At 65.3% G+C, this 14,962-nt stretch carries 18 protein-coding genes; 12 read left to right on the plus strand and 6 right to left on the minus strand.

What is annotated here, in order from left to right; genetic code table 11:
• Positions 1 to 201 precede the first annotated feature (201 nt).
• Positions 202 to 2,175, minus strand: a complete 1,974-nt coding sequence (locus tag ACW17Z_RS03895) for an alkyl/aryl-sulfatase (protein WP_492057614.1) — start codon at positions 2,173 to 2,175, stop codon at positions 202 to 204.
• A 59-nt stretch (positions 2,176 to 2,234) separates the two neighbouring features.
• On the opposite strand from ACW17Z_RS03895, the gene ACW17Z_RS03900 reads away from it, so the two are divergent.
• Positions 2,235 to 2,924: a TetR/AcrR family transcriptional regulator gene (locus ACW17Z_RS03900; protein WP_492057615.1), complete on the plus strand. Its 690-nt coding sequence runs from the start codon at positions 2,235 to 2,237 to the stop codon at positions 2,922 to 2,924.
• Here ACW17Z_RS03900 and ACW17Z_RS03905 read toward each other — a convergent pair.
• The gene (locus ACW17Z_RS03905) at positions 2,899 to 3,606 is read right to left on the minus strand and encodes a TVP38/TMEM64 family protein (protein ID WP_492057616.1); all 708 of its coding nucleotides are present in this window, start codon (positions 3,604 to 3,606) and stop codon (positions 2,899 to 2,901) included. The two genes, ACW17Z_RS03900 and ACW17Z_RS03905, sit on opposite strands and share 26 nt — an antisense overlap.
• A 219-nt stretch (positions 3,607 to 3,825) precedes the next feature.
• On the opposite strand from ACW17Z_RS03905, the gene ACW17Z_RS03910 reads away from it, so the two are divergent.
• From ACW17Z_RS03910 to ACW17Z_RS03955, 10 genes are all read left to right on the plus strand, one after another.
• Complete coding sequence (locus tag ACW17Z_RS03910) at positions 3,826 to 4,491, plus strand: AAA family ATPase (RefSeq protein WP_492057617.1); 666 nt, start codon at positions 3,826 to 3,828, stop codon at positions 4,489 to 4,491.
• An 86-nt stretch (positions 4,492 to 4,577) separates the two neighbouring features.
• Entirely contained in the window at positions 4,578 to 5,111 is a 534-nt protein-coding gene (locus ACW17Z_RS03915; protein WP_492057618.1) for an NADPH-dependent FMN reductase, read from the plus strand.
• 250 nt (positions 5,112 to 5,361) lie between these two features.
• Positions 5,362 to 6,564 carry a pyridoxal phosphate-dependent aminotransferase gene (locus tag ACW17Z_RS03920; protein WP_492057619.1) on the plus strand — a complete coding sequence of 401 codons (1,203 nt, stop codon included), beginning with the start codon at positions 5,362 to 5,364 and terminating at the stop codon, positions 6,562 to 6,564.
• 104 nt (positions 6,565 to 6,668) lie between these two features.
• A complete protein-coding gene (locus ACW17Z_RS03925; protein ID WP_419317472.1) occupies positions 6,669 to 6,815 on the plus strand; it encodes a hypothetical protein in 147 nt (48 codons plus the stop codon).
• 9 nt (positions 6,816 to 6,824) lie between these two features.
• On the plus strand, positions 6,825 to 7,085 hold the full coding sequence (locus ACW17Z_RS03930) for a hypothetical protein (protein ID WP_492057620.1): 261 nt from the start codon (positions 6,825 to 6,827) through the stop codon (positions 7,083 to 7,085).
• Between the two features lie 188 nt (positions 7,086 to 7,273).
• On the plus strand, positions 7,274 to 8,350 hold the full coding sequence (locus ACW17Z_RS03935) for a sensor histidine kinase (protein ID WP_492057621.1): 1,077 nt from the start codon (positions 7,274 to 7,276) through the stop codon (positions 8,348 to 8,350).
• Between the two features lie 79 nt (positions 8,351 to 8,429).
• The gene (locus ACW17Z_RS03940; RefSeq protein ID WP_492057622.1) at positions 8,430 to 9,011 is read left to right on the plus strand and encodes a carboxymuconolactone decarboxylase family protein; all 582 of its coding nucleotides are present in this window, start codon (positions 8,430 to 8,432) and stop codon (positions 9,009 to 9,011) included.
• Positions 9,012 to 9,067: 56 nt separating this feature from the next.
• Positions 9,068 to 9,661, plus strand: coding sequence for a glutathione S-transferase family protein (locus tag ACW17Z_RS03945; protein ID WP_492057623.1), 594 nt, complete (start codon positions 9,068 to 9,070; stop codon positions 9,659 to 9,661).
• Positions 9,658 to 10,602: a DUF6807 family protein gene (locus ACW17Z_RS03950; protein ID WP_492057624.1), complete on the plus strand. Its 945-nt coding sequence runs from the start codon at positions 9,658 to 9,660 to the stop codon at positions 10,600 to 10,602. Before ACW17Z_RS03945 ends, ACW17Z_RS03950 begins: the two co-directional genes overlap by 4 nt.
• A gap of 2 nt (positions 10,603 to 10,604) precedes the next feature.
• Positions 10,605 to 10,781 carry a DUF4169 family protein gene (locus ACW17Z_RS03955; protein ID WP_419317478.1) on the plus strand — a complete coding sequence of 59 codons (177 nt, stop codon included), beginning with the start codon at positions 10,605 to 10,607 and terminating at the stop codon, positions 10,779 to 10,781.
• Between the two features lie 9 nt (positions 10,782 to 10,790).
• Here the strand turns inward: ACW17Z_RS03955 and ACW17Z_RS03960 are convergent, their stop codons facing one another.
• The 3 genes from ACW17Z_RS03960 to ACW17Z_RS03970 all read right to left on the minus strand — a co-directional run bounded on the left by ACW17Z_RS03960 (position 10,791) and on the right by ACW17Z_RS03970 (position 14,231).
• Entirely contained in the window at positions 10,791 to 11,810 is a 1,020-nt protein-coding gene (locus ACW17Z_RS03960) for an alginate O-acetyltransferase AlgX-related protein (RefSeq protein WP_492057625.1), read from the minus strand.
• A 73-nt stretch (positions 11,811 to 11,883) separates the two neighbouring features.
• Entirely contained in the window at positions 11,884 to 13,401 is a 1,518-nt protein-coding gene (locus tag ACW17Z_RS03965; RefSeq protein WP_492057626.1) for a tryptophan halogenase family protein, read from the minus strand.
• Between the two features lie 41 nt (positions 13,402 to 13,442).
• On the minus strand, positions 13,443 to 14,231 hold the full coding sequence (locus ACW17Z_RS03970) for a Coq4 family protein (RefSeq protein ID WP_492057627.1): 789 nt from the start codon (positions 14,229 to 14,231) through the stop codon (positions 13,443 to 13,445).
• Between the two features lie 70 nt (positions 14,232 to 14,301).
• On the opposite strand from ACW17Z_RS03970, the gene ACW17Z_RS03975 reads away from it, so the two are divergent.
• Positions 14,302 to 14,550: a ribbon-helix-helix domain-containing protein gene (locus ACW17Z_RS03975; RefSeq protein ID WP_419317482.1), complete on the plus strand. Its 249-nt coding sequence runs from the start codon at positions 14,302 to 14,304 to the stop codon at positions 14,548 to 14,550.
• 181 nt (positions 14,551 to 14,731) lie between these two features.
• On the opposite strand, the gene ACW17Z_RS03980 is transcribed toward ACW17Z_RS03975, so the two are convergent.
• Complete coding sequence (locus tag ACW17Z_RS03980; protein WP_492057628.1) at positions 14,732 to 14,923, minus strand: hypothetical protein; 192 nt, start codon at positions 14,921 to 14,923, stop codon at positions 14,732 to 14,734.
• Between the last annotated feature and the right edge of the window lie 39 nt (positions 14,924 to 14,962).

The raw sequence follows: 14,962 nt of genomic DNA on the forward strand, positions 1-14,962 counted from the left end.
GCTGCGGGTAAATCATCCCCTGCGCGCCCGGTCACGACGATGCGTGACCCTAGAGCGCCCAGGGGCTGGTAAGCCGAAGCAGAAGCAGGGTGCGCGCGACGTTCATGCTTACTTTCTACACATCGCCCCCAATTGCAGCAAGCATTTTGCGCCTGGAGCGCTATTGGCCGCACGCTGCGCAACTTCTATCCACGCACCAAACTATTTGAGGCGCGTCACGATCGGAAAATCGCTCGGAAAGGCGTCAAACCACCCCGACAGTCGCCCCATGGCGGCCCGATCGCCCTGGAGCTTGACCTCCCCGGTCAGGATCTTGGGCAGCAGGGGTGTCCCCCGGAACAGCGAGTCGAGGAACACCGGACGGGCCACCGTCAGGGTGGCGTCGACCGTCTCGCCTGCGGCCAGCGGCTGAGCCACCAGAACCCGGTTGCGAACCTCGACCAGGAACCTCTCGTTGCGCTCAGGAAAGATGAAAGCCAGCTTGAGACGCGCGTCGCCGACCTTCTCGGCGTTCAGCCGGATGGCCAGGACGTCGAAGATCATCTGGCTTTCCAGCCCCTGCAGCATGTCGAGCGAGGCCATTGAGGTCGGGATCTTGCGCACGCCGCCCCTGAGCTCGTCGGTCGCGGTCAGGTACATGTTCCGCCAGATGGCGTTCTCGGTCTGGTAGCCGAGCTGCTCATAGGTGTCCGCCAGTTGGGCCCGCGCGGCCTTTTGGCTCTCGTCGCCCATGACGACATGGTTCAGCAGGCTGGCGGACCAGGCATAGTCGCCCGCCTTGGCGGCCTCGGCGGCCAAGGCCATGACCTTGTCGGCCCCGCCCATGGCCGCGACATAGCGCTTGCCGGTTTCGGCGGGCGGCGCCGGGGCCAGGTGGGCGGGATTGGCGTCGTACCAGCCCATATAGCGCTGATAGACCGCCCGGCTGTTGAAGCTCATGCTCCCGTAGTAGCCGCGATTGTACCAGTTCCTGGCCAGGCTGGGCGGCAGCGCGATCTGGGCGGCGATCTCGTCACCGGTCAAACCGTGATTCAGCAGCCGAACCGACTGGTCGTGCAGATACTTGTAGGTGTCGCGATGCTCGGCCAGCACCGTCTTGACGGTCTCCTGGCCAAAGCGCGGCCAGCCGTGGCTGGTGATCATCAGGTCAGAGCCATCGGCGAACAGCCGGATCGACTCGGTCAGATAGTCGGCCCAGGCCTTGCTGTCGCGCACCAGCGCCCCGCGCGGGGTCAGCACGTTGTGCATCGACGGATTGACGTTCTCGGCCATGTCGAGAATGCGCAGGTCCGGCAGATAGAAGTTCATCTCGGCCGGAGCTTCGGTGTTGGGCGTGTACTGGAACCGCACCTTCACGCCATCCAGCACCAGTTCCTGGCCGGTGTGATCGATGATCTGAGTGGGCGGGATCAGGGTGATCGTGCCCTTGGCGACACCCTGACCAATGCCCGAACTGATCTGCCCCTCGACGCCGGGCGGCAGCATGATCCCGAACTGATATTGGGCTCGGCGGCTCATGGCATTGCCGGCCAGGACGTTCTCGCTGACGACTTCCTTCATGAAGCCCTCGGGCGCGATGATCGCCACCTTGCCGGCCTTGACGTCCTTCTCGTCGATAATCCCGCGAACGCCGCCGAAATGATCGCTGTGGCTGTGGGTGTAGATCACCGCCCGGATCGGCAGCGCACCCAGTTTCTCGGTCACCAGATCAAACGCCGCCCGGGCGGTCTCGGCCGTCGTCAGCGGATCGACGACCACCCAGCCGCTGTCACCCTTGATGAAGGTGATATTGGAGACGTCAAAGCCCCTCACCTGCCAGACCCGGTCCGAAACCTGAAAGAGGCCATGGCGCGACAGCAACTGGGCCTGACGCCAGAGGCTGGGGTTCACCGTGGCGGGCGGCTCGCCCTTGAGGAAATCATAGGCCGCCAGGTTCCAGGCCACCTGGCCGTCGGCGCGCTTGATCAGCGGGTCGGCGCGCGTGCCCAGAAAGCCGCGATCAGCGAATTCGAAGTCCTGACGATCGGAAAACGGTAAGGCCTGGGCAACAGCCTTCTGGCGCTCGATGGTCGGCGTCGAGGCCGGTTCACCCGCGTGAGCGGCCAACGGAATCGCGAAAAGCGCAACAGCCGACACGACAAGCGCCGCCTTACGGCTAAGCTTGAATTCCGACATCGAATCCTCCCCCGTTTCGTATTTGAAACTTTATAGTTTCATTCTACATATCATCGAAGATGACGGTAGCAAACCAGGCTCGGCCACCTACGCCACGGGGACGTCCCGGTCAGCCCAAGCCTCGGGTCGATCGCGACGCGCGCGCCCAGGCCGTGCTGGACGCGGCCGTGATGGTGTTCGCCGAAAAAGGCCTTCACGCCGCGACGATGCAGGACATCGCCGACCGGGTGTGCATGGCCAAGATCCTGATCTATCGGCTCTATCCTTCGCGCCAGGCCCTGATCGACGCCCTGTTCAGCGAGATCCTGCTCGAGATCGAGGCCACCGCCGCTCAGCCCTGGGGCGGCTACGGCTCGGGCATGGCGGCGCTGATCGAGATGGGCAGAGCCCACCCTGACCTGTTCGTCTTGCTGTTGCGCGAGGCGCGCGGCGGTCCCGAGACCCTGCCTTGGGCGACCGCCTGCGACGCCCTTCTCTCGGGCCTGACCGAACCATTCGTGGCGCCGCCGCCAGAAGCCTCCGAGGACCTGAAAGCCGCCTGCGCCCACGCGGCGCGAACCTTCCTGCCCTTCATCACCCAGGCTTGGGTCGCCGGGATCGAACGCAGCGACGGCATGACCGACGCGGCGCGCATCAAATGGTTTGGCCAGATGGTCCGCGCGTGGCGCGCCGCGACCCGCGACGCCCTGGGCCTGCCGGACGCGCCAGAACCCGCCACCCTGGCTAGTCAGCCGCCTCGCGCTTCTTGAGCCAGGCGCGGGCGACAAGACCCGCGACGATCCAGACAGCCACGGCGATCAAGAGCATTACGATGTGCTGCTTGCCCCCGCCGCGCATGGCCTGGACGATGGAGTTGCCGGCGAAGGCCGTCAGGCCGATCTTTGGGATGATGCCAATGGCCGTGCCGGCCGCGAAATCGCGCAGCTTCATCGGCGTGACGCCGGCGGCCATGTTGACGACGATGAAGGGGGCCGAGGGGACCAGCCGCACGATCAGGCTGGCCAGAAAGCCGTTCTTGCCGATCAGCCGCATGAACTTGGCCACGCCGTCGCCCGCGAAGTCACGCAGCACCCTGGCGCCGAACGCGCGTCCCAGCCAGAACCCGACCAGCGACGAGACCAGGGTGCCGACCCAGCTATAGGCGAAGCCGGTCAAGGGTCCGAAGGCGACCACCGCCGCGGCGATCAGCACGAACTGGGGAACACCGATAAAGGCCAGGGCGGCGAACGCTCCCACCGCCACGGGCAGGGCCCAGGGACCATGGGCCGCACCAAGCCACTGCTCGACGGCCGCCTCACCATTGAGGCCCAGGAACTGGGCGCCAAACAGGAAGACGATCCCGACCCCGCCAAACAGCACGAAGGACACCGCCACCGTGCGCCAGGCGCGGGCGTCCATATTGGTCACAAACTCGATGAGGCGGCGCATCACGCCTCCTGCCTCGCTCAATGGCGCCGGTGGGTCAAGCATCAGCCATGCGTCCGGCGCCGCGATGGCGAGCAAATTAACCGCGTTAAAGCCCTCGCCCCTTGTTTTTCAAGGGATAGCACTCGCCCGTCACGACAATTCATTTGCTAAGCCTTCACATTACACCGTTACTTATCCACAGGCCGGTGGGGCAAGAACCGTGTCTGAACTGGAGTGACCGACGTGAAGACCCTGGCTGTGATTTCTCGCAAGGGCGGGGCCGGCAAGACAACGCTATCGGTCAACCTGGCCATCACCGCCCATTTGGCGGGCCTCAAGACCATGATCGCCGACATCGACCCGCAGCGCTCGGCGACCGATGCGCTCAAGGCTCGCGTCGCTCCGGGCCCCACGCTGATGGAGATCAACGCCGGCAAGCTGTTCCAGACCAAGGCCATGGCCGGCTACAGCGGTTATGATTGCCTGATCGTCGACACGCCGGCCACGCCCGACACTGATGTTCTCCAGGCCGTTCAGTGCGCCGATCTCTGCGTGCTGGTGTGCCGCCCCACCTTTCTGGACATCGCTTCGATCGCGCGGTCAGCCGAGGCCGTGCGCCGTCTGGGCAAGAAGGGGCTGATCGTTCTCAGCCAGGCCCCGCCCCGCCGCAATGGCGCCGAGCCCGTCAGCGTCCTCAAGGCCGCCGAAGCCCTGCGGTTTACCGGCATGCCCATGGCCCCGGTCGGCTTGCGCGCGCGCGCCGCTTTCCAGCAGTCGATGGCCCATGGCCGGTCGGTCTGCGAGTGGGAGCCGAGTTCGGCCGCCAGCCAGGAAATCCAGCGCCTTTGGGACCATCTGGAAACCTTGGCGCCGAGCGGTCAAAGCGATCTGTACGTTAGCGCGAACTGAAGCGCGCCTGGCCCGAGCGCTAGCCGCACAACCCGGTTGATCCTATCTCTTTTGCGTCGCCATCCCGGGCGATGCGAAGGCATGACATGAACATTCTTGGCGTATCCGGCAGCCTGCGCGCCGCCTCGTTCAACACCGCCCTCCTGCGCGCCGCGCAGGAGTTGGCGCCTAAAGACGTGACCATCCAGATCTTCGGCCTGCACGACCTGCCCCTGTTCAATCAGGACGTCGAGGACGTGGGCGATCCCCCGGCCGTGACCGCCTGGAAGGACGCCATCCGGACGTCCGACGCCCTGCTGCTGGCCTGCCCCGAATACAACGGCGGCATCACCGGGGTGCTGAAGAACGCCATCGACTGGGCCTCGCGCGGCAAGCCCGCGCCCCTGACCGGCAAGATCTGCTGTCTGGTCGGAGCCAGCCCTGGCGCAACGGGAACCGTCCGCGCCCAGGACGCCCTGCGGCTGTCGCTACGGCGCGCCGGGGCCGAGGCCGTTCCACTGGGCGAGATCCTGGTCGGCCAGGCGCACACCAGGATCGTCGACGGCGTACTGACCGACGAGACCACACGAACCTATCTGACCCGCCACCTGGCGAGTTTCACGGCGCGCCTGCGGAGCTAGCTGGCAAGTTTCGACGGGTCGTCGTCGGGGCCGAAGTCCAGCCGAAGAAGCGGTTCGGAGCCCTGGCGGTTGTCATTTATGGTAGCGCTATCGTTCGCAGGGAGGCGATGCAAGACGCCGGCAGGCCATAAGGCTGTCGCCCAAAGGCCTCACCTGCCCCAAGAGCGCTCGCCCCGCGTTGCGCCGCAGCAAGCGGAGGCGTAAAGACCGCCGCAATCCTGAAAACCGGTTTCCCAGGGGAGTCCCAAGAATGTCGCTCGAGTCCGCCGCCCTGCGGCGCATCGCACCGTCGGCCACTATCGCCATCAGCGCCAAGGCGCGCGCTCTGAAGGCCGCCGGTCGTGACATCATCGCCCTGTCGGCGGGCGAGCCGGACTTCGACACCCCGGACAATATCAAGGAAGCCGGCATCGCGGCGATCCGCGCCGGCAAGACCAAGTACACCGACCCCGACGGCATGCCCGAGCTTAAGGCGGCGATCTGCGCCAAGTTCAAGCGCGAGAACGGCCTCGACTACAAGCCCAGCCAGGTTCACGTCGCTCCGGGCGGCAAGCCGGTGATCTACAACGCCCTGGTCGCCACCCTGAATCCGGGCGACGAGGTCATCATACCCGCCCCCTACTGGGTGTCCTATCCCGACATGGTTCTGCTGGCCGGTGGAACGCCCGTGCCGGTCGAGACCACCGCCGAGAGCGGCTTCAAGCTGACGCCCGAGGCCCTGGAAAAGGTCATCACGCCCAGGTCGAAGTGGCTGATCATCAACAGCCCGTCCAACCCCTCGGGCGGCGCCTATACCCGCGTAGAGCTGCAGGCCATCGCCGATGTGCTGCTCAAGCACCCCCAGGTCTGGGTGCTGACGGACGACATGTACGAGCACCTGGTGTTCGACGACTTCGAGTTCACCACCATCGCCCAGGTCGAGCCCAAGCTCTATGACCGCACCCTGACGATGAACGGCGTCTCCAAGGCCTATGCCATGACCGGCTGGCGGATCGGCTACGCGGCCGGCCCCGAGCCGCTGATCAAGGCCATGGCCAAGATGATCAGCCAGACGACCTCCAACCCGTCGTCCATCTCGCAATGGGCGGCGCTGGAGGCATTGAACGGCACGCAGGACTTCATCAAGCCCAACGCCAAGCTGTTCCAGGAGCGGCGCGACCTGGTGGTCTCGATGCTGAACCAGGCCACCGGCATCCACTGCCCGACTCCGGAAGGCGCATTCTACGTCTATCCGTCCTGCGCGGGCCTGATCGGCAAGACGGCGCCCAGCGGCAAGACCATTGAAAGTGATGAGGATTTCGCCGTCGAATTGCTGGAAACCGAGGGCGTCGCCGTGGTCCATGGCGCAGCTTTCGGCCTCTCGCCGTTCTTCCGGATCAGCTACGCCACCAGCAATGATGTGCTGGAAGACGCCTGCTCGCGGATCCAACGTTTCTGCGGCAACGTTAAGTAGATCGACAGATTCCTCCCCTTCGGGGGAGGATTCCACTGCGCATCGCGCACAAAGCGCGCTAGGGGTCTCGCCCGTCGCGCTTCCAGCGACCAAGGAGGTCATAAATGGCGCGTACTCCCAACTATTCCTTCGAACGTCAGGAACGCGAGCGCGCCAAGGCGCGCAAGGCCGCCGAGAAAGCCGCCGAAAAGGCCGCCGCGAAGCAGGCGCAGAATCCCGAGGACGCTCCGTCCCAGACCGACGACCAGTAAAGACCCTTCATGCCCACCCTGACGATGTACAACCACGAGACCGTCGCCCTTGATGGCGAGGTCTTTTCGGACTGCGAGTTTCGCGGTTGCCGCCTCGTCTATTCCGGTGGTGAAGCCCCGACGTTCGACGGCTGCCGCTTCGACGATTGCGAGTGGAAGTTCGACGATGCCGCCGAACGCACCCTGGCCCACCTGAAGGTGGTCTGGAACAACGGCGGCAAGGGCCCGGTCCAGGCGCTGATCAAGGAAATCACCGGCGGCGGGCGCTAGCCCGCAGAGCCTCCGGCGAACTGGCGGCACTTGGTCCTGCAGGCGCTTTGGCAAGATCTTTGAGTTTTCGCCAAGCCAAGCAATTAACGACAACCACCCGCAAAGCGCGTAGTGTTACGCGATCGGCACCTATCCGCTGCCGTCCGCGCCAAAGTCGCCGCGTCGAGGATCGGATTTGAATCCCGCCGATGGACCGACAGATACTCGGCACTGGAGATGCCCAAACCCTTGCTCAGGCCATCGTCGATACGATCCACGAACCTCTCCTGGTCTTGGACGAGCGCTTCAATGTTCTAGCGGCCAGCCGGTCTTTCTACGAAATATTCCAGGTTGATCAGCAGCAAACCCTGGGCTGCCTGCTCTACGCGTTAGGCGACGGTCAGTGGGACATCCCTGCGCTTCGGCTCCTGCTCGAGACGATCATCCCCGAGCACACGGCGATGGATGGCTTCGAGGTTGAACACGACTTTCCGGGCCTGGGTCGTCGCACCATGCTGCTGAACGCCCGGAACGTCGTCTACGCCACCAGTTCCAGCTCAACGATTCTGCTGGCCTTCACCGATGTCACCGCCCGTCGCCTGATTGAACGGGAGAGGCAGAACCTGCTGGAGCGAACCGAAGAGCTCCTTGGGCAAAAGCAGGTTCTGCTGCAGGAGATGCAGCACCGTGTGGCCAACAGCCTGCAGATCATCGCCAGCATCCTGATGCTCAAGGCTCGGGCCGTCACCTCGGAAGAAACCCGCTTTCATCTCAAGGACGCCCACCAGCGGGTCATCTCGGTCGCAGAGGTGCAGTCGCATCTGCACGCCTCGGGCGGCGTCGACCAGATTGAAGTTGGCCCCTATCTGACTAAGCTGTGCGGCAGCCTGGGCTCCTCGATGGTCAGCCAGGACCGTCCGATCGCCCTGAAGGTCTTCGCCGACCACGGCCTTATCGGATCGGACAAGGCTGTGAGTATCGGCCTGATCGTCACCGAGCTGGTCATCAACGCCATCAAATACGCCTTCCCGATCGCCCGGAAGGACGCCCTGATCAATGTCACCTTCTCCAGCGAAACGGGAGACTGGGAATTGAGCGTGGTCGACAATGGCGTTGGCGCGGTTGAGGGTTCTTCGTCAGCCAAGCATGGCGGCCTGGGAACGGTCATCGTACAGGCTCTGGTCAAGCAGCTTGAAGGGCAGATGACGGTCGACGCATCGGTTGGCATGCGTGTGTCGATCAAGGGAAGCCGCCCGCTTTCCCCCTTGCTGGGCAACCCGGCTTGACGGCCATTTGACCCCGGGCCTGTCATAGCGCGATGCTGGGGTCGGCGCGGCGCCAGACCGCGCGAGCGGGAGGCGCGTGATGAGATTGAACCAGCCCAGGGTCCACCCCCTGTCCAATGACGGGCAGACGCCCGAACAAGCCGAAGTCCTGGCATCCCTGGGCGGCGGCGGGGTGATCCCGGCAGGGCCGGTCCTGAACATCTTCCGCACCATGGCGCACGCCCCCAGCGCCCTGAAGGCCTTCCTGACCTGGGGCAACTACATCCTTTCGAAAAGGAACGATCTGCCCGCGCGCGAGCGCGAGATCGTCATCCTGCGCACGGGCTATCTGTGCAGGAGCGGCTACGAGTGGACCCAACATGTCGAGATCGGCCTGCGCTGCGGCCTGACGCCCGATGAGATCCTCAGACTCAAGGCTGGGCCTGAAGCCGGCTGGAGCCCGGCCGACGCGGCGCTGATCCGCGCCGCCGACGAACTCAACGCCGACCACTTCATCAGTGATGCGACCTGGGCCGCATTGTTGTCCCACTTCACCGAGAAGCAGGCGATGGACGTGGTCTTCACGGCCGGCCAATACACCCAGGTCAGCATGATCCTGAACACCTTCGGGGTTCAACTGGACCCGGGCCAGACCCTCGATCCCGACTTGCGGAAGACATAGCCTGGGGGCTTGCTCCACCATTTTGTTCCGGTTACGTTCGCGCCAGGATAGCGGAGATGACGATGCTCACCCTGTTTCACGCCCCTCGCTCGCGATCGACGCGCTTCCTGTGGCTGCTGGAAGAACTGGGCGCGACCTACGAGATCAAGACCGTCGACATCTATCGCGCGACGACCAAGACGGGCGCTCGAGACCCGGCCAATCCGCATCCCCATGGCCAGGTACCGGCTCTGCTGGATGACGGCGTACTGATCACCGAATCTGCCGCCATCGCGCTCTATCTGACCGACAAGTTCCCCGCCAATGGTCTGGGCCCCCAGGTGGGCGACCCCTTGCGCGGCCCCTATCTCAGTTGGCTGGCCTATTATGCCGGCGTTCTAGAGCCTGCGGTCGTCAATCTGTGGAAGCAGCGGCAGGACGACGAGGACAAGGCGACCTATCAGGCGATGGACGATCGTTTGCGGACGACGCTGGAAAAGTCGCCCTGGCTGCTGGGCGAGAACTTCTCGGCGGCCGACATGCTGTTTATCAGTCTGTTGCAGTTCGCCCGCCAGATGCTGCCGCCGCACGCGGTCTATGACGACTGGCTGGCGCGCGCCAATGCCCGCCCTGCCCTGGCGCGAGCCCTTGCCAAGGACGACAGCCAATGATCCGCCACTCGCCGATCCTCGCCCTGGCCGCCCTGCTGGCCCTGTCGGCTCCGGCGGCGGTAGCGCACGCCGACCCGGCGATCGTCGCCCGGGTCGACGCAGTGCTGGCGGACGACGCGGTGACCCTCACCGAAGCCGGCAAGACCGTGCTGGTCTATCGGACCAAGCCTCTGGACCCGGCCACCGAGCCGGGCCGACTGAACTATGTGCATCCGCTTTACGCGCCGGACGGCACGGTCCTGACCGAGGACAAGCCGGCCGACCATCTGCATCAGCGCGGCGTCTTCTGGAGCTGGCACCAGGTGCTGGTGAACGGCAAGTCCGTGGCCGACGGATGGTTCATGAAGGGCCTGACCTTCCACGTGCGGGAAAAGCGCTTCAAGGGCGACGCCCAGGGCGGTGGAACCCTGACCGTCAATGCCGACTGGATCGTCACGTCCGGTCCCGAACTGGACTATGTGGCGCGGGAAACGACCAAGGTCAGGGTCTATCCGCTGAAGGACGGCGCGCGGCGCATCGACTTCGACACCATGATCACTGCGCGGGTCGACGCCCTGGGCCTGGGCGGCAGCGACGACGCCAAGGGCTATGGCGGCTTTTCCCTGCGGCTGGTGCGCCCTGACAGACTGACCTTCGCCTCGGGCGGCAAGACCATCACGCCGACGGACACAGCCCTTGAAGCGGGCGCCTCCATGGGCTTTGCCTGGCCCGCCGAGGCCGGCTCTCCGGCCTGGACCGTGGGCCTGACCTGCAAGGCCAACGAGCAGCCGATCAAGCGCTGGATCCTGCGCCGGTCACTGTCGATGCAGAACTGCGTCTTCCCCGGCCGCGCGCCGTTCGTGATCAAGAAGGACGAAACCCTTCGGCTTCGCGAGACCCTGATCATCCGGCCCGCTACGCCGGCCATGAGCCCCTCCGCGCCAAAGACCCAGAAGCCCTGACCATGGCCGAGATCCTCAATCTGAACCGGGCGCGCAAGGCCAAGGCGAAAGTCGAAGACAAGACCCGCGCCGCGGAGAACCGCGCGAAATTCGGTCGCGCCAAGGCCGACAAGGCTCTCGACGCGGCCCGCGCCGACAAGCTGCGCCGCGATCTGGACGGCGCCAAGCGCGAGGAGTGACTCGGGTTCCTACTTGTGGATGTAGTTGATCGCCGTTGAGTGCGGATAGGTCGCCAGGAACCGCTCGGCGACAAAGTGCAGGATGACATCTGGTTGTTCGCGATCAATCAGATCGCCGATGACGTCGCCTTCGTGCCAGATGAATACCGAGCGCGAGAAGTGCTGCGCCAGCAGTTCGATGCTGAGGGTCGCCGTGGAATCGCGGAAGACCAGCGCCTTGGGCAGGCTCTTGTCGTCCTGCTCCATGATGACCGTCTCTCGCCCGCCGCCGCCGGGGATGAATCCCTCGGGCGTCGGAACCTGACGGGCGCGTTTCCTGACTTCCGGCAGGGTGTGGGAGATCACCAGCTCCAGCATGTTGCCGACCCGCGCCAGGGAGGCGTCGACCTCGAACTCATCCTTCACCGCTTCAGGCAGCTGGATCAGCACATCGCCCTCCATGCCAGCGATGAAGTGCTGAAGATGGTTGAAGGTCAGCGGCTCACCAACCGGCGCGCCGCGCGCCTGCAGCGCCAGGATCGCCTCGCGATAGAGGTGATAGGCGCCCATCCAGTTGACGTGGGTGTCGCCCCGGAAGAACAGCAGGCCCAGGCGCTTCAGGGCGTCGAAACGGTCCGCCAGGTAGTGCACCGCGTCGGGCCGCATCCGCGCCATGGCCATGGCGGGCCGGTCATCGCACGGTGGCGCGGCGTCGAGGCCAGCGGGCAAGTACTCCCGATAGACGATGCTTTTCTCTGGGCAGATGAACATTTGATAGTAGCGCCCCGCCAGGAGCTCGGCGCGTTCGTTCAAGATTTTCTGGACGGCGGCCTGCTCCTCGCCCGACCAGCGCTTGAGACCCAGGTGCCAGCTCAGGAAGTCGTTGGTGTCGTTGATCAGAAAGACCCAGCCGCCGCGCGCAGCGAGGCCCTTGGCCCCGTTCTGGATCGCCTTCAGGCCAGACAGGATTTCAGAAACAGCCTCAAGCGGGTCGTCCTGTGGCGGTGGCGCGGCTTCAGGCTGTTTTCGACGACCAAACTGAAATCGCATAAGCCGGTCACTCCAGGGCGCGGGACGCTAGGCGTTGCGCCCCGCAAGATCAATCAGCGGCCGCTGGCAGTCTTCACGCCTCGACCACATCCAGCATGTTGTGCTCGGCCAGGAAAGCGTCGTGCTCAGGCATGGCGTCGACCAGTTGGGTCGTCTGCCGCTGAATCAGCGCGAAGCTCGCTGCGGTCTCCCGCGCATCTGCCCGATCGGCAAGCGGATTGTGGCCTCGGGGGGAAATCCCTTGGCCCAGCATCACCGCCAGCCATGAACTCTGGGAGAAAAGCTCGTCGGGTCGCGAGAGCAGCATCCCGCGATCCCGGAAGATGGCGACGCGTTCTTCAAGGCTCTCGGGGATAGGCATGGTGGCGACGTACTCCCAGAACGCCGAGTCCCGCCGGGTGGTCGCGTGATAGTGCAGGATGATGAAATCCCGCACCGTCTGAGCCTCGTCGCGCACCCGGCTGTTGTAGGTCTCGATATTGACCGGGCTGAAGTCGCGGTCCGGAAAATGCTGCAACAGCTTGACCAGCCCTGAGTGGACCATGTGGATACTGGTCGATTCCAGCGGCTCCAGAAAGCCGCTGGCCAGGCCCAGGGCCACCACGTTGCGGCTCCAGGCCTTGCGCCGGCGTCCTGTCACGAACCGCAGATGCCTCGGGTCGGCAAGCGGCGCGCCGTCGAGGTTGTCGAGCAGGGTCCGGGTGGCGATCTCCTCGGTGGTGAAGCGGCTGGAGAACACATAGCCGTTGCCGGTGCGGTGCTGCAGCGGGATGCGCCACTGCCATCCCGCCTCGCGGGCGGTCGAGGTCGTGTAGGGGGTGATCGGTCCCACCCGCTGGCATGGAACCGCCACGGCGCGGTCCACGGGCAGCCAGTGGCTCCAGTCATCGTAGCCGGCCTTCAGCGCGCCCTCGATCAACAGGCCGCGAAAGCCCGTGCAGTCGATGAAGAGGTCGGCGGCCACCTGCTGGCCATCCTTGAGGGTCAGGCTTTCGACAAAGCCGTCGTCGCCGCGCAGGGTGACGTCGACCACCTCGCCCTCGATCCGCTTGACGCCCATCTGCTCGCTGAAGCGGCGAAGGTGGCGTCCGTAGAGGGTCGCGTCGAAATGATAGGCCGAGGCGAAGCGCGCCAGCGGCGAGGCCGGATCGGCGGTCGGCGCGGCGACACGCCCCCGGCGGGCGGCCTGCTCGCAGATCGAATAGGCCCCGATGTCTTCGGCAAGGCCCTTCTCGCGCAGCATCAGATAGAGCTGGTGGAAATCACCCAGCTCGGCATTTGGGCCAAAGACGCCGAACGGGTGGAGGTAACGGCTCTGGGCGCCGCCCCAGCCGACGAACTCGATGCCCAGTTTCAGGCTGGCCTTGGTTTGCCGCATGAAGGCGGCTTCCTTGAGGCCGATCAGGGCGTTGAATTGCCGGATGGCGGGAATGGTCGCCTCGCCGACGCCGACAATGCCGATCTCGGCCGACTCGATCAGCTGTATCGAACAGCCCCGGCCCAGGGCCGAGCGCAGGGCCGCAGCGGCCATCCAGCCTGCAGTGCCGCCGCCGACGATCACGATCGACCTGATGGCCCGCTCAGCCGTCATCCTGACTCCCCCCGGGCAGCCCCCGCCCGCGCCTGGAAGTCCTATGCCATGGCCGGGACAGCGAGGCGATCACGGCGTTCAGCCGGAATAGCGCGGTACAGCGTGTTGGGCCGGATCGCCAGACTTTCGCGGGCCTCCTCCAGCGACATGGCGAACAGCGCCGGATAGTCGACCGCCGGCAGCCAGGCCGCCGACTTGCCATTGCGCCAGGCCTCGCGCACGGCGGCGCCGTAGGGCTCGCCATTTCTGGCGCGACCAAACTGCTGCACGCCGACCAGGGCGATGAAGGCAAAACCCAGGCTGCGGGTCTGGGAATAGGAGAAGGCGACCACGCAGACCTCGCCCAGAGCATCCGTGCCGTAGCCGGTCAGGACGTGCCAGACGTCGTGGACATCGCGCAGGCGTCGGCCGTACCAGGCCAGGGGGTGGAGCGCGTCGACATTGGCGTCGGGAATCTTGCGGCTTTCGTCGGCCAGGCCTTCGGCTGAGAGGCCGCGCGGCGCGATGAACTCGCGATAGGCGGCGCCGACCGTCCCCGGTCCGAAGGCGGCCAGCCAGGCGGGATCGGAGAGCCGAACCGCGAACTCGTCGCGCTCATAGGCGATACGGCCACCCTCGGGCGTGGACAACAGCCGGCGATAGCCATTAGGGATCGCCCTGCCGGCCAGGGCCCGCATGATCTCAAAAACCTGGACGGTGTCTTCCTTGTCGGCGATCAGGCGCCCCATCGCCCTGAGCGCCCGCAGGGGCTGCAATCGGAAGGCGTCACGCCCTTTGACCGCCGGTCTTGCCACGGCGGCCAGATCGAGGACTTGCGTGGCGGCGCTCATGAGGCATGCTCCAACGGACCCCGCAAAGATGACATCGCGTCACCTTTTATCAAGAGGCAATCCGCCAGGCATGGGCAGTCTCAAGAAACGTTCGGTGAATCTGGCCGGCCACGCCACGTCCCTGGCGCTGGAGCCGGAGTTCTGGAGCGTGCTTGAAAGCGCGGCGGCGCAGGACGGGCTCAGCCTCGCGGCCCTGATCCAGAAGATCGATACCGGCCGGGGCGAGCGACCGCTGGCCTCGGCCTGCCGGGTTTTCGCCCTTCACCGCGCCAGCGCCGTTCAGCCGGGACGCGGGGATGTGGGCAGTGGGGCCGGCTGAGGATTTGGCATCGGCCCTAACGGAGCCGACGGCGCCCGAAACTGAAGGTCCGGCGACAGGCTCGTAGCCCCGCCTAGACGCCAGGCCATCCACAGGGTCAGGACCACGGCCAAGGCGATCAGTCCGGCCATCCAGGCCCCTGATCCTGGGTGGTGCGAAGGTGGGTGTTTCATGGCCGCCCTCAATTGCCCGACGGCTTGGGCGCATCTGGCAACTGGGGGGCCGAGGCCGACACATTGACGTCGATCGACTTCTTCTGGGTGAAGCCGCCGGAATAGACGACGAAGGCGATGATCGCCACGATCACCACCAGTCCGCCGACAATGAACGCCAGGCCGCTGTTGCCGCCGCTGTTGCTCGCGCCTTCGGCCATGTGAGCCTCCCGTGATTGATGTGTCTGATCAACGACCCT

Source organism: Caulobacter sp. GSs2, from assembly GCF_058680895.1.